We start from the raw sequence: 25255 nt of genomic DNA, 5'->3' as shown, positions 1-25255 counted from the left end.
AAAAAGGGCGCTAAACTCATTCAGATAATAGTTAAAGCTCGATTTTTCTCTAGATTCGATAATGCAAAAAGCCAGTAAAACTACTGATTTCAATTTTTTCTACTATCTAAATTGCAAACACCTGCCCTACTGCATAGGTGACCGCCATGGTTAAAAGACCAATAACGAGGTTGCGAATCATAGCATTTTTGAGTGGTGCTTTGCCCAATCTAGCGCTGGTATAACCTGTTCCCAAAAGGGCCAAGGCCACGATTAGTACGGTTGCCCAGATACGAATGCTGGCTGGAAGCATGATAATGGTAATCATAGGAAAAAGCGCACCAACAGCAAAGGCTAAAAAGCTTGATACGGCAGCATGCCAGGGATTAGTGAACTCCTCAATCTCGATTCCATATTTTTCCTCTACCAAAGCCTCCAACGGATCTTGGAGAAAAGCCCGATTAGTCATGAGCTGGGCAGAAGTCTCACACTCGCCATTTTGAACATAGGCAGCATAGAGAGACTGCCTAGCAATATCTGGATTTTTCTCTAAAAGCTCCCGCTCTCTGGCAACAGCAGCTTCCTCTGTATCCTTTTGAGTAGAAACAGAAACATACTCTCCTCCAGCCATAGAAAAGGCACCCGCAAAGACTGCCGCTAAACCAGACAGAAAGATAATCCAGACATCGTCCGTCGCACTAGCCACCCCAATAACCACACCTGCTATGGAAATAATGCCGTCATTAGCTCCTAAAACCCCGGCCCGCAATATATTCAACCGACCACTAAAGTTCGTATCAATTTTATGTTCTTCCACTATTTAAATTTTCTCTTTCTTTTTATTTATAATGATTATAAATAAAGTCTAGAACTAATACAAGAGAAAATAGAAAAATGAGAAAAGTTCTACTATTTAAGAGAAAGAATAGATTAATAAAAATATTTCTCAAAGATAAATCTTAAACTTCATTAATATAATGCAAGTATCATCTCCACAAGCCACCTAAGATCTGTTTTTCTAACAAATCTAAGTCTTCTTCCCTTATTTCGCCATTGTCCCCAATGATATATAATTGAGCAAAGTAAGCTATTAAAGGACCTGTAAAGATCCGAATCATTTGTTCAATTGAGATTTCTGGATTGACACGTGCATCGATCCCTAATTGAGTACGAAGCTCTATAATTTTATCCTGAAGAAGATTCCAAATAAGTGTCTGTTCTTGCTTCAATTTATTATTTGATAACATCTCCTGCAAAATTATTTTCAACAAGGCTTGATTTGTTTTGAGGTAAGCCATTCGATCATGGACTAAATAGTGAATTTTCTCCTCGGTTGTCTGTAAAATCAACAGCTGGTCTAAAAAACTTCCAAACAGACTAGGAAGGACAGGATGCAAAATAGCTGTTAAAAGGTCTTCCTTAGTTTTAAAATACTTGAACAGAGTCGCCTGACTGAGTCCAGCATACTCCGCAATTTGCAGAGTGGAAGTTCCATTGTAGCCCTTTGTTGATATGAGATCAACTGCTGCTTGCATGATTTTCTTTTTTCCCTTGGGGTAGGCAGCTCCCTCTAAGTAATCCTCAAAAGAGTCAAAAATATTTTCAGTCATTTCGTTCCCTCACGTCTTCCTCTTTTGTTCTTATCTATCACTTATTATACTTTACGATAACGACGCAATCCAACAATATTGAGAATTGTTAAAATGATCAGGAAAATCATTAAAGCACCAAGATTTGACAAAATATCACCAAGATTGTGTCCGTAAAGAATAATCTGGCTTATTGCATCACCAGAATAGGTTAATGGCAAAAATCTTCCCACAGTTAGAGCCCATTCTCCCATGGATGACAATGGAATAATCCCTGAGAAAAAGAGTTGAGGCATAATCACGAGAGGAATAAATTGCATCATTTGGAATTCTGATTTTGCTAGAGTAGACAAGAGAATCCCAAAAGCTAGTGCTACAAGAGCCAGTACCACATTAACTATTATAACATTTAAAATATTTCCTACAACTTCTACATCTAGTAGCCAAATTGCTGCTAAGACGACAACTGCCGTTTGAAAAATCGCAATAATACCATAAGACAACATATAGCCATAGACGATTTCAGAACGTTTCACTGGGGTTGCTAACAAGCGATCCAAGGTTCCACTTGTGCGCTCTTTCAAAAGTGCCATACCAGAAATCAAAAAGACAAAGAAGAAGACCACAAAGCCAATTAAAATTGGAATCATACGTGCAAAGAATCCAGTATTTTTATCTCCATATTGGTAAGATTCTTTGATTTCAGGCGCCTTTGCATCTAATTTCAATTGTGGAAGAGCTTGTTTGACACGAGATAGTAACTGATCGGTGCCTTCACTGGCGATACTTGTTCGTAACACTTGTCGTATCATAGATGTCTTGGAGGCATCTGTATTTGCGTAGTCGACCTGATACTCACCATCTTTATAAGAAATCACAGCATCGACTTTTTCATTTGCTAGCGCTTCTTTGGCCTGATATAAGTCTTGATAAGTCTCGATGTCCACATGATCGAGCTCATCCATTTTCGTTACCAAACCAGTTGGTAGATCTTGTGTCGCTAACTTGACATTCACGGTTGTACTAGCTGAAAACATGAGGTTCATCAGCCACATAATAAATACCGGCGCTACAAACATCATAGCCAAGGTTCGTTTATCACGAAGCAATTCTTTGATAACTTTTTTAGCAATAGCAATGGTTCTCATCTTACTCTCCTTCTGCTTTCAAAAATACTTCTTCAATACTTGAAACTTGATAACTTTCTTTTAAGTGTTGCGGTGTATCAAAAGCAATGATTTTTCCACCTAATAATAAGCCGACCTTATCCGTTAACTCTGCTTCATCCATAACATGGGTAGTAACTAATACCCCAACCCCATTGTCTCTAAGCGCGAATAATTCTTTCCAGATTTTCTTCCGAAGAGAAGGGTCAATTCCAACTGTCGGTTCGTCCAAAATCAAGAGCTGAGGATTTCCCAGAAGCGCGATGGCTAAAGACAAGCGTCGTTTCATCCCTCCAGAATAACCGGATACAGTTTTATTCAAATGCTCTGTCAGATCCACAACTTGAGCCACATGGGCAATTTCAGCTGTCAGATCTCTTTTGGATAGCCCTTTTAGCTGACCAAAAAATTCCAGATTTTCTTGACCTGACAAAGCCTCATATAAGGCATCTGATTGGGCCATATAGCCAATATCTCCTAAAATATAGCGATTGGGCATAGTGTGATTTAACACTAAAGCTACGCCTCCATCAGCCTTTTCCATTCCTAACGTGGTCTTAATCATAGTTGATTTACCAGCACCAGACGGACCAATTAAGCCTATAATTTCTCCTGTCTGCAATTCAAAGCTGACATGATTCAGAACTATTTGATGGTCAAAAGATTTTACTAAATCTTGTAAATGTAGTAATGTTTTCATTTACTTCCTCCTTTGTGAGTGATTACTCACTTACTAAATATGAACCTATTATAGTGAGTGATTACTCACTTGTCAAGCAAAAAGGTTGAAATTCTTTAAAAAAATAAAAACACCAGATGGTATTATCTTATGCTTATTAAAAATATTTCTGATTTTAGGATTGCTTCTGAATCTCTTCTCGATACTCCGATATCGTCTTTCCTGTCCACTTTTTAAAGGCTCGTGAGAAGGAAGATACTTCCGAATAACCAAGCAAATAGGCTACATCATCCGTTGTCATGTCAGGATTTTTGAAATAACCAAAGGCTAGGATTTTTTGAACATTTTGCAATTCTTGATTAAATTTGGTTCCTTCTGCAGTCAGGTTCCGTTGTAAGGTACGACTGCTAATACCTAATGATGCTGCTATATCTTCGATGGTAAAGGAACCACTTGGAATAGCCTGGTAAAGTTTCTGCTGGACGATACCTGTGAAACTTTCACTGGTCATTGCTTCTGCTAAGCGTTCCTTGAGTTGAGGTTCTAGGTAGTCTAACATGACATTATTGGCCATGAGGAAAGGCTTCTCTAAGTCAGCTTTTTTAAAGACCAGTTCATTCCCTTCCATTACTTCCACTTGGCATCCAAAAATACTAGCGCCGGCTTCTTCATAAGTATAAGGAGTCCCGACATGCACTGGGACAATCGCTTCGCCTGTTCCCGTCCGAATCAAATCAACCTGCCCCACCTGATTGAACGCATTTCGCTTTTAGTTATCATCACTTTTGGTGAGATGATTATGGGACTAGCTGATTTCTTTACCCTTGAACATTTCTCCATTCATTCTATCCTTTACTTCATCATCATGATCAACCTCTTTATGAACTATTTCGGTCAGTTTGACCATGCTATTGATGAGGAAGGGGAGAATAAAGGAATCTTCTTGATTTACAGCCACTATCCGATTTTCATTGGTTTGATTATGGTCACTGTTTCTATGAGTTTCTTGGTCAATCCTGAAGCTCACCACCTCTTTGCGACTAGCTTCTTCTATGCTGGTATCGGGCTCTTCCAAGCTACGGTCTTGTCAAATGGTCGCTTCAACAAGAGTTACCTCAAGTATGACAAAATCTATTATGGCTTACAAGCTACATTCTTCCTTATCGGACTGCTTCTTTCCCTTCTGTTCTCAGACAACCCAACCATCGTCATTGCTATCGCAACCCTGATGACCTTGGCAATGGAAATCCATTTCACATATTTTTATATGACCCAAACCAAGAAATTCTCAACACCTAATTGGGAATTGTTCTAACAAAAGACCTTGAGAAAATTTTCTCAAGGTCTTCTTTGTAGTTGATAGCAATAGCATTTTGTTGTCTAATGAGGACTTGATTGAAATCTCCTGCAAATGCAATAAACAAACTAATTATTTCACCACGATATTAACTAGTTTATTCGGCACACTAATCACTTTAACAACTTCTTTGCCGGCAATTTCTGACTTGATTTTCTCATCTGCCAGAGCGATTTCCTGCAATTCCTCACGGCTCAAGTCCTTAGCTACAACTAGCTTAGCACGGACTTTACCCTTGATTTGCACTACGATTTCGACCTCTGCCTCAACCAACTTGCTTTCGTCATAAGTTGGCCAAGCTACGTAGGAAATGCTCTTGCCAGTTTGAGCTACTGCCTGCCAGAGTTCTTCAGCCAAGTGCGGTGCAAAAGGCGCAAGCAATTGAATGAAACCTTTAGCATATTCGACATAGAGTTTTTCTTCCTTGTTGGCTGCGTTAACAAAGATCATGAGCTGGGCAATGGCTGTGTTAAACTTGAGCTCCTCAATCTGCTCTGTGACAGACTTGACTGTTTCATGGTAGACCTTGTCCAAAGCTCCGCTATTTTCAGAGACCAGCTCCTTAGAGTTAAGGAGACGATAGACCCGATCCAGGAACTTACGGCTGCCTTCCAGACCTTCCTCGCTCCAAGCGATGGAAGCATCCAGCGGCCCCATGAACATTTCATAGACACGCAGTGTATCGGCACCATACTGCTCTACTACATCGTCAGGGTTGACCACATTCTTCAGAGATTTAGACATCTTGGCTGGTGCTTGCTCCAGTTCTTCTCCCGTTTCGATGTTGAAGAAAGAACCGTTGCGTTTCTCTACTTTATCTGTCGCCACAAGAGCACCACGGCTGTCACGGTAGCTAGTCCCCAGAATCATTCCTTGGTTAAAGAGTTTTTGGAAAGGCTCTTTGGTCGGAACCACTCCGATATCATAGAGGAATTTGTGCCAGAAGCGAGCATAGAGGAGATGGAGCACAGCGTGCTCTGCGCCACCGATATAAATGTCAACTGGCAGCCAAGCCTTGAGCAGCTCTTCGTCTGCTAATTTCTCATTGTTGTGTGGGTCAATGTAACGCAGGTAATACCAGCTAGAACCAGCCCATTGAGGCATGGTGTTGGTTTCGCGGCGTCCTTTGACACCATCTTCCCGAGTCACTTCCAGCCAGTCAGTCAGATTAGCCAGAGGGCTTTCACCGGTACCAGAAGGACGGATATCCTTGGTTACAGGCAAGACTAGCGGCAATTCATTTTCAGGAACTGCTGTTGAAGTCCCGTCTTCCCAATGAATGATGGGAATCGGCTCACCCCAGTAGCGTTGACGGCTAAAGAGCCAGTCGCGCAAGCGATAGGTGACTTTTTCATTTCCGACACCTTCTGCTTCCAGCCAAGCAACCATCTTGTCAATCGCGGCAGCCTTGTCCAAGCCATCTAGGAAGCCGGAGTTAATATGCGGACCGTCTTCTGTATAAGCAGCTTCAGCAACATTGCCACCCTCTAGAACCGGAATAATCTCTAAATCAAACTGCTTAGCAAACTCCCAGTCGCGCTCATCGTGCGCAGGAACGGCCATGATAGCCCCTGTTCCGTAGCTTGCAAGTACATAGTCGGCAATCCAGATTGGGATTTCCTTGCCATTGACAGGATTGATAGCATAAGCTCCTGTCCAGACACCGGTCTTCTCCTTAGCCAAATCAGTCCGAGCTAGGTCGGATTTGAGGCTAGCTGCATGTTTGTAGTCTGCAACTGCTTGGGCTTGTTCTGCACTTGTAATGGCATCAACGAGAGCATGCTCTGGAGCCAAAACAGCATAGGTCGCACCAAAAAGGGTGTCCGGACGAGTCGTAAAGACGGTGAAGTCCTTGTCTGTATCCTTAATCTTGAAGGTTACATTGGCACCGGTTGACTTGCCGATCCAGTTGCGCTGCATATCCTTGATAGACTCTGGCCAGTCCAGCTCCTCTAAGTCATTGAGCAAACGTTCTGCATAGGCTGTGATTTTCAACATCCACTGACGCATGGGCTTGCGGACGACTGGATAGCCACCGCGCTCAGATGTTCCGTCTGGCAGGACTTCCTCATTGGCAATAGCCGTTCCCAGCTCTTCAACCCAGTTTACTGGCACTTCAGCTTCATAAGCCAGGCCTTTTTCGTAAAGCTTGGTAAAAATCCACTGGGTCCACTTGTAGTAGTTAGGGTCAGTTGTATTGACCTCCCGGTCCCAGTCATAGGAAAAGCCAAGAGCGTTGATTTGACGCTTAAAGTTGGCAATGTTTTCCGCTGTAAAGTCAGCCGGATCATTTCCTGTATCCATGGCGTATTGCTCAGCCGGCAGGCCAAAGGCATCCCAGCCCATAGGATGAAGGACGTTATAGCCCTGAGCTCGCTTGTAGCGGCTGAGGATATCTGTCGCCGTGTAGCCCTCCGGATGCCCTACATGGAGCCCCGCTCCTGATGGGTAAGGAAACATGTCCAGCGCATAAAAGTTAGGCTTGTCCTTGTCCGTACCTGTCTTAAATGTATGGTGCTCCGCCCAATATTTCTGCCACTTGGGCTCAATTTCTTTGTGATTATAATAAGCCATTCTTTTCTCCATTTTTTGTACTGTTTCTATTATACCATTTTCAAGGGATTTTGAAAGACGGAATTTCATGACTGCCAGACACATCAGACAAGGAAGCTCTCCATCAAAAAACAAGCCACATTGTCAGCCTTACGGTTGAAAGGTGGCTTGTTTTGTATTTTGCTTTTATTTATCCAAATCCCTGACATATTGGTCGACTGCTAGGATAGCACCTGCAATGTCAGAAGCTGAAATCTCAAATGGCATCTGATGGATGGTTTCGCCCTCAATTGTCGCTTGCTGACCAACTTTGAACAAATCTTCATAGCTGGCATTTTCTAAATGCATTTCTTTCAGAGTTGTCGGCATACCAATCTTTTGATAGAAGCGAATATATTTTTCCAATTCTTCTTTAGGTCGGTTTTCTAAGAAGAGTTGGGTCAAGGTCCCATAGGCAACTTTTTCGCCGTGGGTCAGGTGGTGAATATCGCCTGTGAGAGCTGTAAAGCCGTTGTGGATAGCATGGGCTGCCGCTAAACCGCCGCTCTCAAATCCCACACCGCTGAGAAGGGTATTGGCTTCAATGATATTTTCCAGAGCTGGGGTCACGACTTTCGCTTCACAGGCTGCGATAGCCTGCAGGCCATCTGCAAATAGTGTTTCTTCACACTTCTTCGCAATCGCTACACCAGCTAGGCTCTGTCTTTGTCCCAGCATGGTAGTGCCATTTTTTTGCTGGACAGCACGCGCTTCTACCCAAGTCGCTAAACCATCTGCAATCCCAGAAGCCAGAAGTCGTTTTGGCGCTCCAGCAATCACTTTCGTATCCACCAAGACGAGTTCAGGATTTTTACTATAGAAAATGTATTTTTCAAAGGCTCCATCTTCTGTATAGATAACAGAAAGTGCTGAGGTTGGGGCATCTGTAGAGGCAATGGTTGGCGCAATGACCACAGGACGTCCTAGTATGTCTGCAATCGCCTTCGCACTGTCAATCGTTTTTCCACCGCCTAGGCCAATAACTAAATCCGCTCCGTCTTTTTCAGCCAAAGCAACGACCCGATCTATTTCAGCGTCAGAAGCTTCTCCATTGAAAGCGACATGCAGCACATGAAAGCCATAACGGGTAAGGTAGTCATTGAATTTTTCCCCAACAATCTGGTAAACCACATCATCACAAAGCAAGACTGGATGGTTGCCTAACTGAAGAATCTGTTTTGCATTCTCAAACAGAGCATTTTCTCCCTGAATATAACGAGACGGACTTGCAAAAATTTTCATAGAGCACCTCTTTCCTTTTTATAGATAGAGCATTATACATGCCTTTTAAATGTATTCCTGATTGTGAATTGCTGACCAGTCTGCGGCAAAGTCATCTACTGCCTTAGCGATAGACGGCATGGCAAAGGCTGCTGCAAAGATATCTGGTCCGGCTGTAATGGCTTGGGCCCCATCAGCAAAAGCACGATTAATTTGGCTAACATTCTTAAAGGACGCTGCCAATATTTTGCTGACGGAATGTTCCCGCTCAATCGCTTGAGCCAGCTGGCTAATTACAGCATCTGAATCAATATTGAGATTTTCCATGCGGTTATAGTAAGGAGCAAGGTAGTCCGCCCCCGCTTCAATAGCTAATAGCCCTTGAAAAGTTGTATAAATGGCTGTCGCTGTAATCTTGTAGCCTTCTGCTTTGAGAGTTTTGATAGCTGCCAGCCCAGCCGGTGTGACTGGAACTTTAATATAGACAGCATCGCCGCATTTTTTTCGAATTTCAGCAGCATCTTTCAAGATTCCCTCATAATCCTTGGCAACAACCTGCACATGGATAGATGGACCTTCTCCTATGATTTCCCGAACAGCGCGAATCCGTTCAAAGAAATCTATTTCTCCTTCTTTTTTTGCGATGGTCGGATTGGAGGTCACTCCCGCCAAGGGGAGGACTTCCGACCATTTTTTTATCTCCTCTAAATTTAAGGTATCAAGCATGAATTCCATAAATTGGACCTCTTTTACAATGTGTGCTCCGTACGTCCGATAATATCATCTTGCGTCGCCTTGGAAAGCACATTGAAGAAAGCAGAGTAGCCTGCAACGCGAACAATCAAATCGCGGTGTTTTTCAGGATGCTTCTGAGCATCAATCAAGGTTTCCCTAGAAACGACATTGTATTGGATATGATAGCCATGCAGACGGTTAAAGAATGTACGAAGCAAGGCAATAAGTTTCACTTTATCTTCTTCCTTAGACAGGGTCTGAGGATTGACTTTTTGATTGAGCAGAACGCCTCCTACGATTTCATCTGTCGGCAATTTGGAAACAGATTTTAATACAGAGGTCGGGCCGTTCTTGTCCATATTGTGGGATGGAGAGCAGCCTTCAGCAAGCGGTGTTCCGGCATTACGGCCATCTGGTGTCGCCAAGGTACCACGACCTTGTCCAACATTGGCTGAAATAGAAGATGTTCCTGAGTATCGAATACCGCCAATTGGACCACGTCCATAGCGGGTATTTGGATATTTAGCGATTTCATCCACATAAATATCGTAAGCATCTGTCACTAGCTTATCTGCGTAATCATCATCATTACCATATTTTGGTGCATCATGAATCAGCATCTCTTGAATTTCTTTACCACGCTCACCTGCATAGTCTGTTTCAAGTGCATGCCAGAGTTCAGCCGGAGTCAGCCTGCCTTCCTCAAAGACCAGCTTCTTGATGGCCGCTAGTGAGTCTGATAGATTGGCAATACCGACTTGAAGACCGGAAATATAGTCATAGACAGCTCCACCCTCTTTCAAATGCTTACCGCGTCCGATACAATCATCTGTCAAAGCTGAGCAGAGGATATCCGGTACTTCTCTTTCGAGAGACAGGTCGATAGAATTTTCCACGATGACACTCATGCGGGTCAAGTGGCGCAAGGTCTTGTCCCAAGCCCTTTGCAGCTCTGCAAAGCTCTTCATATCTTTAAAGTGACCGAAGCTTGGCGCAAAGCGCTTGCCAGATACTGGATCAATTCCATCGTTCATAGTGATAAGGAGTACCTTAGGGAAGTTCATATAGCTCATGCCTGTACAACGGTAGCCCCATTTACCAGGCACAGCAGTTTCCACACAGCCGATAGCACTGTAGTCATATGCATCTTCTTCTAAAACGCCTTTGGCGATAAAGGACGGGATGATGATTTCATCATTATTGAAGGCCGGCATACCGAAGCCAAGCTTCATGACTTCAATACACTCATTCATAAAGCGAGCATCTAGGCCTGCATGATAGCGAACAGTCAGATTCGGCTGAGGAAGATGAGTTTGAGCTACAGATTTCAACACAAGGTAGGAAAGTGGGTTAACTGCATCTCTCTTATCTCTCGTTTGGCCCCCGATTGTCACATTTTGATAAAGGGGACTGCCCGCAGATGAGAATGTGTGGGCCTGGCTGCGGACTTTATTAATGGTAATCGTCTTAATCCAGAGATTGGTTAAGCGTTCTACAATGCTAGCCTCTGTCTCACGTCCAGCTTCCAAATCTGCCTTGACATAAGGATACATGTACTGGTCAAAGCGTCCATAAGAGAGTGAATGTCCGTTAGACTCGATCTGAAGGATACACTGGATAAACCAAACAGACTGAACAGCTTCAGCAAAGGTTGATGCTGGCTCGTACGGTACTTTAGAACAAATTCTAGCGATTTCTAAGAGCTCCTGACGGCGCTTAGGCTCTGCTTTTTCAGCCAGCTGATTTGCCAAGGCCACAAAACGCTCCGCATAAGCTTTCACAGCATCCACAACGATGAAAATGGAATCATAGAAGTGGTATTTGTCAATACTAGCTGGATCGGTCAAATCCAAAGCTTCCTTAGCTGCACGAGCTTTTTCTTCAAAACCTTTCAGCCCATAGGCCAAGAGTTTTTGATAGTTGACCGCCAAGTGGGCGTCCCCAGAGTTCATCTTTCCTTCCATACCAAAGAAGCCAGTTTCCATATAAACCTGAACTTCTTCTGGAAGTAGAGCCCCTGCTCGAGCACGGAGGTTATTGTTTTCCCAGAAAGGAGCGATGCTGCGGAGCTGCTCTTTGGTTTCTTCTGTAATGTAGAAGACGTCTCCGTCCCGTTTCTCAAAAAGATCTAGTTCATTGAGTACAAACTCTAAAGTATACTCTGGGAAGATAGGCGCGTCTTTATTAGATGAAGCCTGATTACCAACAATCATCGTTTCATCTTCGATATAAAGCGTCATATTTTCCAAAATCTCTTTGAGCATGTAAGCACGTTTCAACACATTTGGTTTTTCCTTATGCTCATCATAGGCCTTAGTAGCTAGGACAGCACGCTCTGCGTCAATATAGGGCTTTTTATTTAAAACATCTTCCCGATACTTATTCATCCGCTCTGTTAAGCTGCCAAAATAGTCTGTTTTTATTGTTGTTCTTTCTACTTCTTTTACTTGGATCATTTGGCCACAACCTTTCTTATGAAATTTAATTTATTTCTTTCGTAACTATTGTAACATGCAAAATCTTAGAATTCAATCATTTATAGGCGATTACAGAATTAAAGATTTTTTGCACATTTGTGCCAACTGAGCCAAGAAACTTTTGTGTTTTTATTCATCAAAGCCAGATTATTCTTCATTTTCCAATTCGTTATTGTAGGCAATCTTATCCTGAAACTTCACAAATGGGAAATAGAGAAAGGCGGACATGGCTAGGATGACAATTTGAATGACTGCCCCTTGCCAGCCAGCGACCATAAAGCCAGAAATGATAGCCGGTGTACTCCAAGGCAAAGTCACTCCTGCGAATGGCTGCATAAAGCCAACCGCAATCGCCATGTAGACAATCAAAGCAGCCAGAACCGGTACCAAAACGAAGGGCAGGAACATGACCGGATTCATCACAATTGGAAAACCAAAGACAACTGGCTCATTGACATTAAAGATTGCTGGGAAAGCAGCAACTTTTCCTAGAGCCTTATACTGCTTGGACTTGGCAGCAAAGAGCATGGCTACGACCACTCCGAAAGTAATACCAGAGCCCGACAAGATAAGAAAACTATCCAAAAATTGCTGGGTCACAATATGAGCGCCTTGACTAACAGACAGCTTATCTGCAGCAAGCAGGGCCTTATTGGCATCTAAGTTTGACAGCAGCAAGGCTGTTACGACACCATTGACAACAGACTGGCCGTGGACGCCGAACCACCACAGGAAAGAAATGAAGAAAGCAATACCGATCGCTCCATACAGAGAGCCCGTCAGACCTTGCAGAGGCACCTGAATGACATCGTAAATCATTTCAATAAAGGTACCGCCACCAGTCGCTATCTTGGCAATAATATAAACAACCATCGACAGCAAGAAAATAACGAAAGCTGGAATCATGGCTTCAAACTGCTTGGCAATCGCTTGAGGGACTTGCTCTGGCATTTTGATGACAATATGCTTTTGAATGAAAATCGTATAGATACTACCAACTGCCAAACCAATAAGAATGGCCCCAATGATTCCTTGACCGCCAAACCAGACCTTGGCAATCGCATCTCCAATCGCTTCACCCTTTTCTGGTATGTAGGAGGATTTCAAAAGGATAAAGAAGGAAGAAAGAGACAGCACCCCTGCTGGCAGAGGCTCCACACCGCTGTTCTTAGCATAAGAATAACCAATTGAAAAACAGGAAATCAGCCCCATAATGGCAAAGGTTCCTGAATAAACCTGCATAAACGGTTCAGTCCAGTCTGCTCCAAATACACCAGCAATGGCTTGATTTAGACCTTCAAACGGCAATTGCCCTACAATCAAGAATAGACTTCCCACAACTGTAAGAGGCAAAATTGCCAACATACCGTCTTTTAAGGCGATAATCCCGCGCATATTGACAAACTTCATAATCGGCGCAATGATTTTTTGAGTATCTACTTTAGACATAACGAAGCTCCTTGATTTTAATGTTTATCCAACAAACTCAAAGCGAGGTTTAGCACTTTTTTACCATCTAGCATACCGTAATCAGCCATTGGAATAACTGCAATCGGAGTATGGCAGCTGTCGCAAATAGCTGTAGATTTGTCTAGTGTATAGGCTACCTGCGGGCCCAATAAAGCGACATCCAGATCCGCTGCATAATCAGCCAGCTTAGCCTGAGAGTAGGCTTCAATCTCAGCTTCTACCCCTTTTTCAGCTGCAGCTATCTTCATATTGTTGACCAACATCCCTGTTGAAAAACCTGCCGCGCAGAACAAACCAATCTTAACCATCTTTTCATCCTCCTGATGATTTATTTTTTCCCTTGTAATTCTCTTCTCAAGTCGATGATTTCCTTGATGAGATTAATCTCTGTAATGCTGGTCATCAAATGATCCTGAGAATGAACAAACAGCGCTGTGATCTCTGTTTTCGTTCCTCCAGCTTCCTGAGCTAGGAACTTGGTCTGCAAGTTATGGGCCTCTAACAGCGCCTTATCTGCAAGCTCAATCTGCTCATCGCATTCTGAAAACTTACCATCTTTAGCTAGTGATAAAGCTTGATAAATATGCTGCTTGGCATCACCAGCGTCTAAGATAAGGCCCATGATAATTTGATCTGCTACAATCATTTCCATATGTTACAACCGCTCCTATCTTTATAATTAACAAAAACTTGTTCTTTTGTTTGAAAGTGATTTATTTTTGTTTGTAATTAGAATGTATCACCTTTAGCTCAGTCCGTCAATATATTATAGAACAAATTAGCTTTTTTATATTTTTTCGCACATTTGTGCAAAAAGGAGCCTCCACAAAAAACAACTCCTATACAGCTGTATTCATCTGCGAACCTAAGGCACTCTATTAGATACGAACGATAAGCAGATTCGACACAAAAAAAGAAGCAGCAGCTATTTGCTTCTACTTCCTCATATATGCTATTTTAAGAAACCGAAACTTATCTTTTTAAACGGCTTTCTCAATTTCCTTTGCTATTTTACTTTTCCGCAATTTCCTCTGGAAGATGTATTTCAATAAAACAGCAGGATTCAGACTGTAGGATAATTGCAATTTAAAATAATTAATCCACTCGATGACAGCAAAAAACCAAATTGCTAAAGAGATTATGCCTGTGGAAAATTCGCTGGAATTTAAAATAATTATCAGGGCTCCCACACCCAGTAAAATAAGGTCTAAAATCTTTAGTATCCTGTAAATCTTGCCTGTATATCTTTCAGCAAATCCTGGATTGGAAATCCTTTTTATCAAAATCCACCAGAAAACAGAGCCCTGTATCAGAATAAAACTAAGTACAAACAAGGAGAAAGAAATAGAAATCAAAGCTCCAGTAGTAAGAATCCATTTTTTGAGCAGGAAAAAATTCATCCAAAATACTAGCACAGCGACTAGCTCTCCTGTGGCTAAACTAGTCAATTTTTGTTTCATAAGCTTTTTCAAGTCAACAATCCACCTCCATATATAAGTGCTAGTTTACTATAAAAAATAGGATCCCTGAATCCCGTCTTGGAAGTCTTATTTCACCTGAGATTCTACTGCCATCAAGAAGTGAAGAAACTCCTATCTCCGTCCAAGTCTAGCATTTTCAAAATAGTCGCTTCATCTGTGATCAAATGATTAACATAGCCAGCTCGCAACACCGCTAATATAGCAGCAGACTTTTGACTGCCATAAGCAAAGGCTAGACTAAGCGGCACTTTTTTCAAATTTTCCAAAGAGATGGCAATCGTTCGATTTTGCAAATGCTGGTAGACTATGCCCCCTTTTTTATTAAAGAAGCGACAGCAGATTTCTCCGACAGCATCCTGACTCTCTAGAGCAAGAAAATCCTCTGAGGTCAGCATGTCCAGCCATTGACGATTTCTCGTGTCAACCTGCCCACCAATACCAACCACAGCCACATCCAGCTCCTGCCAGCTACTTTTCAGATCTTCAAAATATTTAGAAGCCAATATTCCATTTGTCAGTTGCTCGTTCTCCTGAATAATCGTGGAATTCATAAAACGGCAGTCCCCATGGTATTTTCCAGCCATGCTATAGATGAGGGTGTTCACATGGTAGCGTGCATGGATATGACTGGGACCACCTGCCAAAGGAAAGAAATGAACATTTGTCAAATGCTTGCTGCTGGAGTGCTCTACTAAAAGGCTCAAGCTCTTTCCCCAAGAAAATCCCACTTTATCATTGTCTTTAATCAGGCCGCGCAGCATACCTGCAGCAGCTTGAGCCAACCTCTCTTCCAGGTCTGCTGGAGATTCATCTACTAAGTTACTGACAATTTCTATTCCCTTGAGCCCGTATTTTTCTTTTACATAGTTTTCCAAATGGAACAAGCGGGTATCGAAATCTTCAATCTCAATCTTCACAATGCCTTCTTTTTTAGCTTCTGCCAGCATTCGGCTGATAGTGGTGCGATAAATCCCTGTCTCAGCCGCAATGTCAGACTGGCTTCTTTCTTCTATGTAGTAGAGATAAGCAATTTTTGCCAATAGTTTTTTTCTTTCATTTTTCATCTTATCTCCTTCTCTGCTAGATCAGAGTCAGCTTGATATCGGCAGCTTTCAAGCGCTCAACAGCCTCTTTCGGAATCGCCTTGTCAGTCACCACTTGGGCAATCTGTTTGAAGCCAAATCTCTTTACCGTACCTTTTCTGGTAAACTTACTTGAGTCCGTCAAGACAATCATCTGGTCAGATGCATCTGACATATACTGCACAACCTCACTCCGCATCAGATCCTTGCCTGTAAAGCCTAGATTTTCATCATAGCCATCTGTTCCGACAAAAGCATGTTCTACGTGGAAAAAGCGGATCATTTCCTTGAGAAGAGGCCCCACTGTCACCTGCGAATCTTTCTGAAATTCTCCGCCCAGTAAGATAATTTTACAAGAATCAGTTTGTTTTATATAATCCGCAATAAAATAAGAATTGGTAATAATCTTGACATTCTTCTTCGTTAGGCAGATTTCCTCAGCTAGCAAGGCACAGGTCGAACCAGATTCAATCATAATGGTTTCATTATCCTGAACGATTTTTGCTGCTTCCTGGGCAATCCGACGTTTGGTATCATAATGAAAGGAAAGTCTGACATTCAGATCATCGCCGCTATTTAAAACAGCATAGCCATGCTCTCTGCGCAGCAGACCTTTGGTTTCCAGCTTATCCAAGTCCTTGCGAATCGTTACTTTGGACACTTTTAAGCGGTCAGATAAAGTATTGACATCGATTCGTTCAAATTCAGATACTAATTTAACAATTTCATCTAAACGTTCCATTCTATCACCTCTGCTATTATTGTAACAAAAGACGCCTTAAAAATAAAATAAAAATAACTTTCATTCGTAATTGTTTTTCTTTCTAAAATAAGTTATAATGATTGTATCCAAAGGAGGCCTGAGTATGGAAGCAACAAAAGGAATTATTTTCAACATCCAACATTTCAGTATTCATGATGGACCAGGGATTCGTACAACGGTTTTCCTCAAGGGCTGTCCTCTGCGCTGCCCTTGGTGCTCTAACCCAGAATCACAGCAATTCAGACCCGAGCCTATGCTGGATGCCACTACCAAAAAAAGCATCACTATGGGGGAGGAAAGAAGTGTCGAGGAGATTATCAACGAAGTCCTAAAGGACAGAGATTTTTATGAAGAATCTGGCGGTGGCCTAACCTTATCTGGCGGAGAGATTTTCGCCCAGTTTGAATTTGCCAAGGCCATTCTCAAAGCGGCTAAGGAAAAAGGGATTCATACCGCTATTGAAACAACTGCCTTTGTAGAACATGAAAAATTCGTGGATCTCATCCAGTACGTTGATTTTATCTATACAGACCTGAAACATTATAACTCTGTCAACCACCGCAAGGTGACTGGAGTAAAAAACGAATTAATTGTTCAGAATATCCACTACGCCTTTACTCATCAAAAGACGATTGTTCTCCGCATTCCTGTCATTCCAGATTTTAACGACTCCTTAGAAGATGCAGAGCGGTTTGCGACTTTGTTTAATGAACTATCCATCAATCAAGTCCAACTGTTGCCTTTCCATCAATTTGGCGAAAATAAATACAAATTACTCGGCCGAAAGTATGCCATGGAAGATGTCAAGGCCTTGCACCCTGAAGACTTATTTGAATACCAAGATGTCTTTTTGAAGCATGGCATTAATTGTTATTTTTAGTCTTTAATTTTTAAAACACTAAAAAACAAGCTACTCTTTCAGTCCTATGATTGAAAGGTAGCTTGTTTTATTTATTCTCCAAATAGTTTGAGTTTACTTTCAATTTCCTGATAGACCCGACTGGACTGCATACCGACGGCTGCAGCGCTGTCGCGACAATACTGGAGCAGGAAGGTGTAGTACTTGTAGTAGAAGCTGAGATCATAGCCCAGCTTACCCAAAATGGCTAGCTGCTCCTCAAAACCTACAATCAAGTCTCGGAACCACTGCTCATTCCAAGTCATGGAGATGCTATTTGGCCGCAAGCGATAGTAATAGAGCGGTTCATTAAGGTAGATAATCTTTTCTGACTGAAGGTACAGCTTATAAGTCGTAAAGGCATCTTCGGCCACTCGGCCGACTGGATAGCGCACTGTATCAAAGAGCTTACGCTTATAGAGTTTGGCCCAAGCGCAGAGAAAGACACCATCTACCATGCGCCGTCTAGGGTACTCCTCGATTATCTCTTCTCGCGTATAGAGGGTTTCAAAATGCTCTGTCGAATAGTAGAGGAAAGCTGAATCCTCTGCACGGAAGCTACAGTGGTGACCAATGGCAATATCTGCATCGTACTCTTTCAGCTTTTCATAAAGACGGGCAACATGTTGCTCAGGCAGCCAGTCATCCGAATCCACAAAAATCAAATAGTCTGCACTAGAGTGCTCAATCCCTGTGTTGCGGGCACCGGACAAGCCTTGATTGTCCTGATGAATGAGACGAATCCTCGCATCCTGGTCTGCCAGTTCTTGGCAAATCTGACCAGAAGCATCTGTTGAACCATCATTGACTAGAATAATTTCCAGATTTTGATAGGTCTGACGACAGACGCTGTTCACACATTCTGCTAAATACTGCTCAACATTGTAAACAGGGATGATAACACTGATTAATTCCTGAGGCATAATAACTCCTATTCTTTTCCTGTCTTTTTATTATACATGATTTTTTAGGTTTGTGAGGTATTTTTAGAAAATAAGTTTTTAAAGGATAGTTTCCGTTTTTTAGACACATTTTTGTTAGTTGTTCAATTGCTGTGTTTTTACACTTATAAAAATCTTTCGTTCTTTATTTTGTGCTATACTCGAATTAGGGATTTTAAGGGAGATTAGGAAATGTTTGGATTCTTTTTCGTCGCATTTGTGGCTGTCTTTGGCATCGTCTTTTTTATCAGTTATAAGCTACTTGAAGACAGGGAAGATACGGACTCGGATTGGTCATCCAGCCAAAGCCCAGAGCCTGACTATTTCCAGCAAACCCAGACTGCCCCTTGGGAACTCAAATACAACAAGGGAAAACAGGGAGAGTACCAGCTTGGTCAGGTCTTGAACCAGCTCTATGGCTATAAAAAGATTTTATACAATCTCTACATCTTCAAAGAAGATGGCACTACCACTGAGATTGATGCCTTGCTGATTCATCCATCTGGAATTTACATTTTTGAGTCCAAAAACTACAAGGGCTGGATTTTCGGCTCAGAAAGCCAGCAATACTGGACTCAGGTTCTTTCCGGTGGCCGCGGAAAATCTTACAAGCATTCTTTTTTCAATCCCATTATTCAAAATAAAGTCCATCTCAAATGGCTCAGCTACTATCTCAACCAATACACGCCAAACCTGTATTCCTATATCGTCTTTGGCAATGACTGTCAGCTCAAGGAAATCCATCTAAACAGTGACAGGCATAAGGTTATTCAGACCTGGCAAGTGATTGGGGCAATTGACCGACAGGCCTGCCAAAGTCCAGTCTGCTTGTCGCCCGAGCAGATTGACGACCTTTATCGTATGCTCCTGCCTTTGACCAAGCGAAAGCAGGTCATCAAAGAGCGCCATATTAACAGTATTGCTCAGAATAAGCAACGAAGAGACGCAGAAAAGATCTGCCCTCGCTGCCAGCATGGATTGGTGCTCCGTACAGCATCCAAAGGTTCTAAGGCCGGTCAGAAATTTTGGGGCTGCTCCAACTTCCCAAGATGCCGCTTTACTCAAAAATACCAGAAACCTGTCTGCAGTCCGCCTGCTGCGCAAGCACCTAATTTTGGACAGCCTGTCGTGCAAAACCTAAATCAAACACAAAGCAACAGCTAGAATCTGCTGTTGCTTTTTTGTAGATTATTTTCCCCTCTAGCTTGCAAAACCTAAGATTTTTTCTTCAAGCCAAGGAAGCCAGCACCCAGCCCTAAGAGTCCGAGCCCAAGCAGATTGGTCAATAGACTGCTTTGACTGCCGGTCTTAGGCAATTGTTTGGAAGAAGCTTGCTCAAGAGTTGGCTCTTGAGACGCTGCTTGAGGGTCCGTCTGGCCGCTTGTTTTGTAGGTCAGATTTTCCACTTGGCTCCCCTTTGGATCAGGTCTTGCAGGAGTTGGCTGCTGGGCTTGATTTTGGGGATCCTGCTCCATATCGGCCAGCGGCACGATACTCTTCATAAACTCATCTTGTGAAATGGCCCTTTCTTCGACTGCATCTTGAATACCAGTGAGGCTAACAAAATAGTAACGAGCCCAATCCTTGGTCAGTCGCTGAATACCAGCCAAACCAGCTCCTGGATACCAGAGCGGCTTACTCACTTCTTCAGCAAATTTCCAGTCACCGCCAACTTGAATACCAAGCTTGGCATCTGGGTCAGATTTTTCAGAAATACGCGCTTCGACAGAAACCAGAACAGCCCGAATGGTCTGAGGATTCGGAATATCACGAGCCTGATCAGAACCCCAGTGGGCAACCCTATCCTGCTTAGGTAATACCTCAATAGCTGTTCCCCCGCCAGCCAAGGCTTCCTGCCGCGCATCTCCTACGTAGCTGGACATATTCCCCTTGAACTGAGCAACCCATTGAACCCCTTGAGGGTGATCCACAATTTTCTCCCAGACATTGGAGTCCTTCCGAAGGACGAAAGCCTGCATGTTACGAACATCTGCCCAAGCATTGCTGGCCTTATTGTCCGTCATTTCCATCACAACACCCCAAGGATCAAATTCATTCATCCATTTGCCGCGTTCCTTGTCAAAGACAGCCTGTGCTTCTTCGTCGGTCATCCCTTCGCCTTTATAAGCTAGGTAGTACCAATCAGCTGCGGGGTCATAAGTCGGACGACCGCCTAACACGACGGCTCCGCCATTAAATTGGCCGGGGCCGCCATTAGGACCGCGCTTTTGACGCTCCCCATTTTCTTCAACGACATTTTCCTCCGACCAAACCCAGACATCCCCTTGATTGGCTCCCATCTGAGCAATGGCGCGCTGCTTCTGCTCATCGGACATAACCTGACTAGCTGGCAACTCACTAGCAGCTGATTCGGCCTGACTTGCAGGAGCTGCTTGGGGTTCAACCACAGCTGGATTTTCAGCCTCAGGACTTGCTTGGGCTGCTGGAGAAGCCGGCGTTTCAGCTACTGCGGCAGGGGCAGGCGCAACATCTTCTGCTTTAACTCTTGAGACGCACGTCAAAGCTGCTAAGGACAAGAGGGAAGCACATAGCAGCAAGCCGCTTCCATACTTGGCAGCAGAAGCAGATTTTGCTAGGCCTTGCCAAGAAAACTTATTATTCATATCATTCTCCTTTCATAAGACACAGAATCTAGCTTAATCAATGAAACAAGCAGACCGATTCACTGCTCTTAGCCTTCATTGATTCTGAATAACAAATAATCTCCCTGCAAAAACAAGCTTAGGGCAGAGGATTCCCTGCGCTCTTGTATATCTTATACCAGTCAGCCCGAGAGAGCTCAATATCAAAAGCAGCCACCATTGAGCGAATTCGCTGTGGATTCATGGAGCCAACAATTGGCTGCATCTGAGCCGGATGACGCAAAATCCAGGCCAGAACTAAGGCTTCAAAGGAAACTTGATAGTCTGACGCAAAGGCATGCAGAGTTTCTGTAAGCGGAGCATATTTAGGATGCTCCATAAAAAGTCCCTGGTTCAAGTCAACCTGAAATGGTGACCAAGGCTGAATCGTGATATGATGCAATCGACAATAGTCCAATACACTACCATCCCGGACGATTGCCAAAGGATTGAGCATATTGGCATTCAGCCCAGCATCCAGCATCGGAGTATGGGCAGGACCAAACTGCAGTTGGTTGGCAATCAAAGGCTGCTCCACACTTTTCTGCAGCAGCTCGATTTGATAAGGATTTTGATTACTGACTCCGAAATAGCGGACCTTCCCAGCTTGGTGCAGCTGTGAGAAAGCTTCAGCCACCTCTTCCGGCTCCACAAGAGCATCTGGCCGGTGTAGGAGGAGCACATCCAGATAGTCTGTCTGCAAACGCTCCAAGCTGCCTTCAACCGAGCTGATGATATAATCCTTAGAAAAGTCAAAATGGTAGTTGGTGTGAACATCCCGCAGTCCGCACTTGGACTGGATGAGAACTCGGTCTCGGGGAATTTTAGCTGAGCGAAGAGCCTGCGCAAACTTGGCTTCAGATTGCCCACCAGCATAAACATCTGAGTGGTCAAAGAAATTAATTCCCACTTCTAATGCTGTTTCAAGAACGGAAACGACCTCTTTAGGATCGTGCTCTGCCAATCGCATGCAGCCCAAAATCAGCTGACTGGCTTCTTTCAGTTCATTCCCGACTGTCATATATTTCATCGCAACACCTCATTTCTTATAGACCGGATGATCAAGCAAGGTCAACTCTTCAATCTTGACATTTTCAGTTTCAAAGACGATAAATTCATTCTTTTCCTTAAGTAGGCCAGACGGCACATAGAGATAGTGAATTGGTCCTTCATTCCAGTAGCGGCCAAGGTTGAAGCCGTTGACCGAAATACAGCCCTTCCCATACTTAGAGCAGTCAATGAAAGTATCAGCGATATCATCTAACTCTGCTTCAAAGCGATAGAAGGTCGGTGCTTTAACTCTTTCAGGTGGAGCTGAGTAGCAGTCTAGCTTGGCCAGCATTTCCTGGTCAAACTTGAGCGCATAATGCTTCCAACCCTTGCGGAACTGGTGGTTAATCATGATACCACCCTTGACTCCCTTGGATTGACTGGGTGCACCCAGCTTGTAACCATAGTTGACCCGCCCCATATTTTCCACCAACACATCAATCTGAATCCGTTCGGTGTCAGCTGAGAAGAGCATTTCATCACCGATTTCTTCCCGATACTGGGTAGCTAGGTGCTCCTGATTGACATAGAAATGGCAGCGATCATGAGTCTCCAATGCCTTGAGCCTTTCCTCATGGTATTGATTTTTGATATCGGAACGGTAGAGAATATAGCCATGATTCTGCCCAATCTGCTCCATAGGCTGCGGATAATCCAGCTGAATTTCCTCTGTGATGTCCGCTACAACATCCAGCAGATTTGCAGTCCCAAGCAGCGGAAAACTGCCATAGGCCTTAGCCTGTCGGCTAATAGGCTCCATCTGCTCAAGCTCTGGAAAGACCTCGTGGGTCACCCGCTGAACAGCGTAGTATTTCTCTGTTGGCTGCCCCCACTCAGTAATGGGTGCGTCAAAATCATAGGAGGTAATCTGCGGCAAATCCTTGGTCTTGCGGGCCGAACAGCCGCTGATAAAGCCAAAGTTTGTCCCACCTCTCAATAGGAAGAGGTTCATGCTGCCTAGCTGCAGCATTTCTTTGACATCCTGAGCCAAATCTTCTGCCTCTCGCCGAACGATTTCCTCGCTCCAGCGGCTGAACCAGCCATCCCAGAACTCTGTACACATAAGCGGCCATTTCTTGCCGTACCGCTCCATGAAAGCTCGCAGATTATCCGTGTTTTCCTTGGGCTGAGAGCCGAAATTCCCCGTCACAAAAATATCGTCTTCAATCAAGGTGCCAGACTCCAGGGCCTCAATCCAAGTCCCATCAGAGGTAAAGAGGGGAACCGTAACTCCACGTACCTTCATCATCTGCGCAATGCTACGCATGTAGGCCTTGTCCTCGGCGTAAGAACCGTATTCATTTTCCACCTGCATCATGAGGATAGGTCCGTCTTGATCACTCTGATAGGGCAGAAGCTTGGGAAAGAGCCAGTCATAGAAATGACTGACCTTTTCCAGAAAAAGCGGATGATTGACCCGCAGGCGCATTGAAGGATATCTCAAGAGCCAAGCCGGCAGGCCGCCAAAGTCAAACTCTGCACAGATGTAAGGCGTCGGACGGACAATGAGATAAAGCCCCATCTCCTCAACCAACTTGAAGTATGCTTCAAAATCCAGCATGCCCTCTGCCTGAAACTGACCTTCCTGAGGTTCATGCAATGCCCAAGGAATATAGGTTTCTACCGTATTAAAGCCTAAAGCTTTAAGATTGTAAAGGGTATCTCGCCACTGGTCTGGATGAAGCCGGAAATACTGAATAGCTCCCGATAAAATCTTAAAAGGCTTGCCATCCAGGTAAAATTCTTCTTTAATTTCAAATTTTGCCATCTATCCAAGCTCCTCCTGTTTATCTGCCATCTTGACAAAGGGCAGATATATAGCGGTTGAAATAGCGATATTAACCAGCGAAAGAATAATTGCCCGCCAGTCGAAGGCTGTCGCAAAGAAACCGTAGAGAACCGGCGGCATTACCCAGGTGACGTTTTGAGTAACCGGCGCAACTAAGCCCATAGAGGTTGCAAAGTAGGCTACTGTCACCATGACCATTGGCGTCAGGACGTATGGAATAAACATAATTGGATTCAAAACGATTGGCAGACCGTACATGACCGGCTCACCGATGTTGAAGACCATTGGGAAAATTCCCAACTTGGCCACTTCGCGGTAGTGCTTGTTTCGAGATTGCCAGAGAATGGCAATGGCAACCCCAATCGCATCAAACCAGACAAAAGCACCAAAAGAATTATCCGTCCACATGTAAGGAATCGCATGCCCAGCCTGATAAGCTTCCAGATTGGCCAGCATGGTCACACCAAAGAGACTGGCCATAACTGGCGCTAGCACATTACCGCCGTGCAGTCCGAAGAACCAGAAAATCTTATTGAGAAAGACAATGAGCAGCACAGCCCAGAAGCTTTGAGACAAACTGAGAAGCGGCGCCTGAAGAATCTTGTAAATCCAGTCAATCAAGAGCTCGCCTGTCACCAGATTAAAGAGATAGGTCGCAATTCCCACGACATACATGGCAATCGCAGCTGGAATGATAGACAGGAACGGCTTCATGATAGCTGGCGGAACAGAATCTGGAAGCTTGATCGTCCAGTTACGATTCATAACCTTACAGAAGATAATGACAGACACAAAACCAATCAGAATGGCAGTAAAATAACCACGCGCACTGATCTGGTCACCTGGAATGACACTGTTAATCGTCACAGACAGGTCACTGCCGTCAAGTTTTAGCTCTGGAAGTTTTGAAATTGCCTTGCTCAGCCCTGGTGTTTTGCCAGCCAACTCAAAGGTTTTAGTAACTGATCCACCAATGGTAATGATGTAGGAAGCAACAGCTACCAGACCGGCAGATACCTTATCAGTATTGTAAATCTTAGCAATATTGACCCCGAAGGTAAAGAGGAACAAGAGGGTAACAATAGGAATACTGCCCTTAAATACCAGCCAGTTAATATCAATCAGCCACTGGAAGGTAGAGGAAATCCAGGTCCAGCCAAACTGTCCTGGCAAGTCAGATAGAAAAGCGTTGACCATGAGGGCGAAAGAGCCCGTCATAATCACAGGCATGGTCCCGATAAAGGAATCCCGCAGGGCAACCAGAAATTTTTGGTTGCCGATTTTATTGGCAATAGGCATGAGACGTGCTTGCCATTTATCAACCAAACTACTCATCTGCATTTC

General features: G+C 43.7%; 21 protein-coding genes and 2 pseudogenes. 3 read left to right on the top strand and 20 right to left on the bottom strand.

Going from position 1 to position 25255, the window contains the following annotated elements:
• Positions 1-106: 106 nt before the first annotated feature.
• The 5 genes and pseudogenes from HMPREF9389_RS07075 to HMPREF9389_RS07095 form a co-directional block, all read right to left on the bottom strand.
• Positions 107-796: a VIT1/CCC1 transporter family protein gene (locus tag HMPREF9389_RS07075; protein ID WP_002929076.1), complete on the bottom strand. Its 690-nt coding sequence runs from the start codon at positions 794-796 to the stop codon at positions 107-109.
• A 169-nt stretch (positions 797-965) separates the two neighbouring features.
• The gene (locus HMPREF9389_RS07080) at positions 966-1589 is read right to left on the bottom strand and encodes a TetR/AcrR family transcriptional regulator (RefSeq protein ID WP_002929075.1); all 624 of its coding nucleotides are present in this window, start codon (positions 1587-1589) and stop codon (positions 966-968) included.
• Positions 1590-1633: 44 nt separating this feature from the next.
• Entirely contained in the window at positions 1634-2716 is a 1083-nt protein-coding gene (locus tag HMPREF9389_RS07085; protein WP_002929074.1) for an ABC transporter permease, read from the bottom strand.
• A gap of 1 nt (position 2717) precedes the next feature.
• On the bottom strand, positions 2718-3434 hold the full coding sequence (locus HMPREF9389_RS07090; protein WP_002929072.1) for an ABC transporter ATP-binding protein: 717 nt from the start codon (positions 3432-3434) through the stop codon (positions 2718-2720).
• A 154-nt stretch (positions 3435-3588) separates the two neighbouring features.
• Positions 3589-4152 (bottom strand): annotated as a pseudogene (locus HMPREF9389_RS07095) (helix-turn-helix domain-containing protein); the annotation flags it as partial.
• On the opposite strand from HMPREF9389_RS07095, the pseudogene HMPREF9389_RS07100 reads away from it, so the two are divergent.
• Positions 4144-4728, top strand: a pseudogene (locus HMPREF9389_RS07100) (low temperature requirement protein A); the annotation flags it as partial. The pseudogenes HMPREF9389_RS07095 and HMPREF9389_RS07100 overlap by 9 nt on opposite strands.
• A 114-nt stretch (positions 4729-4842) precedes the next feature.
• Here the strand turns inward: HMPREF9389_RS07100 and leuS are convergent.
• The 10 genes from leuS to HMPREF9389_RS07150 form a co-directional block, all read right to left on the bottom strand.
• Positions 4843-7344, bottom strand: coding sequence for a leucine--tRNA ligase (leuS, locus tag HMPREF9389_RS07105; protein ID WP_032906343.1), 2502 nt, complete (start codon positions 7342-7344; stop codon positions 4843-4845).
• Between the two features lie 165 nt (positions 7345-7509).
• The gene (locus tag HMPREF9389_RS07110) at positions 7510-8604 is read right to left on the bottom strand and encodes a glycerol dehydrogenase (protein ID WP_002929065.1); all 1095 of its coding nucleotides are present in this window, start codon (positions 8602-8604) and stop codon (positions 7510-7512) included.
• A 45-nt stretch (positions 8605-8649) separates the two neighbouring features.
• Positions 8650-9318 carry a fructose-6-phosphate aldolase gene (locus tag HMPREF9389_RS07115; RefSeq protein ID WP_002929063.1) on the bottom strand — a complete coding sequence of 223 codons (669 nt, stop codon included), beginning with the start codon at positions 9316-9318 and terminating at the stop codon, positions 8650-8652.
• A gap of 14 nt (positions 9319-9332) precedes the next feature.
• Positions 9333-11774, bottom strand: coding sequence for a glycyl radical protein (locus HMPREF9389_RS07120; RefSeq protein ID WP_002929058.1), 2442 nt, complete (start codon positions 11772-11774; stop codon positions 9333-9335).
• A 168-nt stretch (positions 11775-11942) separates the two neighbouring features.
• A complete protein-coding gene (locus tag HMPREF9389_RS07125; protein WP_002929057.1) occupies positions 11943-13244 on the bottom strand; it encodes a PTS sugar transporter subunit IIC in 1302 nt (433 codons plus the stop codon).
• A 17-nt stretch (positions 13245-13261) separates the two neighbouring features.
• Positions 13262-13573, bottom strand: a complete 312-nt coding sequence (locus HMPREF9389_RS07130; RefSeq protein ID WP_002929056.1) for a PTS sugar transporter subunit IIB — start codon at positions 13571-13573, stop codon at positions 13262-13264.
• Positions 13574-13593: 20 nt separating this feature from the next.
• Positions 13594-13917: a PTS lactose/cellobiose transporter subunit IIA gene (locus HMPREF9389_RS07135; RefSeq protein ID WP_002907360.1), complete on the bottom strand. Its 324-nt coding sequence runs from the start codon at positions 13915-13917 to the stop codon at positions 13594-13596.
• 328 nt (positions 13918-14245) lie between these two features.
• On the bottom strand, positions 14246-14737 hold the full coding sequence (locus HMPREF9389_RS07140) for a hypothetical protein (protein WP_002929054.1): 492 nt from the start codon (positions 14735-14737) through the stop codon (positions 14246-14248).
• A gap of 101 nt (positions 14738-14838) precedes the next feature.
• Entirely contained in the window at positions 14839-15810 is a 972-nt protein-coding gene (locus HMPREF9389_RS07145) for a sugar-binding transcriptional regulator (protein WP_002929052.1), read from the bottom strand.
• A 16-nt stretch (positions 15811-15826) separates the two neighbouring features.
• Positions 15827-16570, bottom strand: a complete 744-nt coding sequence (locus HMPREF9389_RS07150) for a DeoR/GlpR family DNA-binding transcription regulator (protein WP_002929050.1) — start codon at positions 16568-16570, stop codon at positions 15827-15829.
• 124 nt (positions 16571-16694) lie between these two features.
• Between HMPREF9389_RS07150 and HMPREF9389_RS07155 the strand changes: the two genes are divergently transcribed.
• Positions 16695-17471, top strand: coding sequence for a glycyl-radical enzyme activating protein (locus HMPREF9389_RS07155; RefSeq protein WP_032906337.1), 777 nt, complete (start codon positions 16695-16697; stop codon positions 17469-17471).
• A gap of 71 nt (positions 17472-17542) precedes the next feature.
• Here the strand turns inward: HMPREF9389_RS07155 and HMPREF9389_RS07160 are convergent, their stop codons facing one another.
• On the bottom strand, positions 17543-18412 hold the full coding sequence (locus HMPREF9389_RS07160) for a glycosyltransferase family 2 protein (RefSeq protein ID WP_002929048.1): 870 nt from the start codon (positions 18410-18412) through the stop codon (positions 17543-17545).
• A 210-nt stretch (positions 18413-18622) separates the two neighbouring features.
• Here HMPREF9389_RS07160 and HMPREF9389_RS07165 point away from each other — a divergent pair, with 210 nt between their 5' ends.
• The gene (locus tag HMPREF9389_RS07165) at positions 18623-19594 is read left to right on the top strand and encodes a nuclease-related domain-containing protein (RefSeq protein ID WP_002929047.1); all 972 of its coding nucleotides are present in this window, start codon (positions 18623-18625) and stop codon (positions 19592-19594) included.
• 50 nt (positions 19595-19644) lie between these two features.
• Here the strand turns inward: HMPREF9389_RS07165 and HMPREF9389_RS07170 are convergent, their stop codons facing one another.
• The 4 genes from HMPREF9389_RS07170 to HMPREF9389_RS07185 form a co-directional block, all read right to left on the bottom strand.
• Positions 19645-21054, bottom strand: coding sequence for an LPXTG cell wall anchor domain-containing protein (locus tag HMPREF9389_RS07170; RefSeq protein ID WP_002929046.1), 1410 nt, complete (start codon positions 21052-21054; stop codon positions 19645-19647).
• A 118-nt stretch (positions 21055-21172) separates the two neighbouring features.
• On the bottom strand, positions 21173-22102 hold the full coding sequence (locus HMPREF9389_RS07175; RefSeq protein WP_002929045.1) for an aldo/keto reductase: 930 nt from the start codon (positions 22100-22102) through the stop codon (positions 21173-21175).
• Between the two features lie 9 nt (positions 22103-22111).
• Entirely contained in the window at positions 22112-23890 is a 1779-nt protein-coding gene (locus HMPREF9389_RS07180) for a glycoside hydrolase family 35 protein (RefSeq protein ID WP_002929043.1), read from the bottom strand.
• A complete protein-coding gene (locus HMPREF9389_RS07185; RefSeq protein ID WP_002929041.1) occupies positions 23891-25252 on the bottom strand; it encodes a PTS sugar transporter subunit IIC in 1362 nt (453 codons plus the stop codon).
• Positions 25253-25255 lie beyond the last annotated feature (3 nt).

It is taken from the genome of Streptococcus sanguinis SK355 (assembly GCF_000212855.1).
In the GTDB taxonomy this organism is placed as follows: Bacteria; Bacillota; Bacilli; order Lactobacillales; family Streptococcaceae; genus Streptococcus; species Streptococcus sanguinis_A.
The sequence above is the reverse complement of the archived record's forward strand: the minus strand, read 5'-3'. Positions and strand labels throughout refer to the sequence as shown.

Coding starts and splice junctions, on each gene's coding strand:
- HMPREF9389_RS07080 (WP_002929075.1), bottom strand. CDS start 1,589: ATGACTGAAAATATTTTTGACTCTTTTGAGGATTACTTAGAGGGAGCT.
- HMPREF9389_RS07085 (WP_002929074.1), bottom strand. CDS start 2,716: ATGAGAACCATTGCTATTGCTAAAAAAGTTATCAAAGAATTGCTTCGT.
- HMPREF9389_RS07090 (WP_002929072.1), bottom strand. CDS start 3,434: ATGAAAACATTACTACATTTACAAGATTTAGTAAAATCTTTTGACCAT.
- leuS (WP_032906343.1), bottom strand. CDS start 7,344: ATGGCTTATTATAATCACAAAGAAATTGAGCCCAAGTGGCAGAAATAT.
- HMPREF9389_RS07110 (WP_002929065.1), bottom strand. CDS start 8,604: ATGAAAATTTTTGCAAGTCCGTCTCGTTATATTCAGGGAGAAAATGCT.
- HMPREF9389_RS07115 (WP_002929063.1), bottom strand. CDS start 9,318: ATGGAATTCATGCTTGATACCTTAAATTTAGAGGAGATAAAAAAATGG.
- HMPREF9389_RS07120 (WP_002929058.1), bottom strand. CDS start 11,774: ATGATCCAAGTAAAAGAAGTAGAAAGAACAACAATAAAAACAGACTAT.
- HMPREF9389_RS07125 (WP_002929057.1), bottom strand. CDS start 13,244: ATGTCTAAAGTAGATACTCAAAAAATCATTGCGCCGATTATGAAGTTT.
- HMPREF9389_RS07130 (WP_002929056.1), bottom strand. CDS start 13,573: ATGGTTAAGATTGGTTTGTTCTGCGCGGCAGGTTTTTCAACAGGGATG.
- HMPREF9389_RS07135 (WP_002907360.1), bottom strand. CDS start 13,917: ATGGAAATGATTGTAGCAGATCAAATTATCATGGGCCTTATCTTAGAC.
- HMPREF9389_RS07145 (WP_002929052.1), bottom strand. CDS start 15,810: ATGAAAAATGAAAGAAAAAAACTATTGGCAAAAATTGCTTATCTCTAC.
- HMPREF9389_RS07150 (WP_002929050.1), bottom strand. CDS start 16,570: ATGGAACGTTTAGATGAAATTGTTAAATTAGTATCTGAATTTGAACGA.
- HMPREF9389_RS07155 (WP_032906337.1), top strand. CDS start 16,695: ATGGAAGCAACAAAAGGAATTATTTTCAACATCCAACATTTCAGTATT.
- HMPREF9389_RS07160 (WP_002929048.1), bottom strand. CDS start 18,412: ATGCCTCAGGAATTAATCAGTGTTATCATCCCTGTTTACAATGTTGAG.
- HMPREF9389_RS07165 (WP_002929047.1), top strand. CDS start 18,623: ATGTTTGGATTCTTTTTCGTCGCATTTGTGGCTGTCTTTGGCATCGTC.
- HMPREF9389_RS07170 (WP_002929046.1), bottom strand. CDS start 21,054: ATGAATAATAAGTTTTCTTGGCAAGGCCTAGCAAAATCTGCTTCTGCT.
- HMPREF9389_RS07175 (WP_002929045.1), bottom strand. CDS start 22,102: ATGAAATATATGACAGTCGGGAATGAACTGAAAGAAGCCAGTCAGCTG.
- HMPREF9389_RS07180 (WP_002929043.1), bottom strand. CDS start 23,890: ATGGCAAAATTTGAAATTAAAGAAGAATTTTACCTGGATGGCAAGCCT.
- HMPREF9389_RS07185 (WP_002929041.1), bottom strand. CDS start 25,252: ATGCAGATGAGTAGTTTGGTTGATAAATGGCAAGCACGTCTCATGCCT.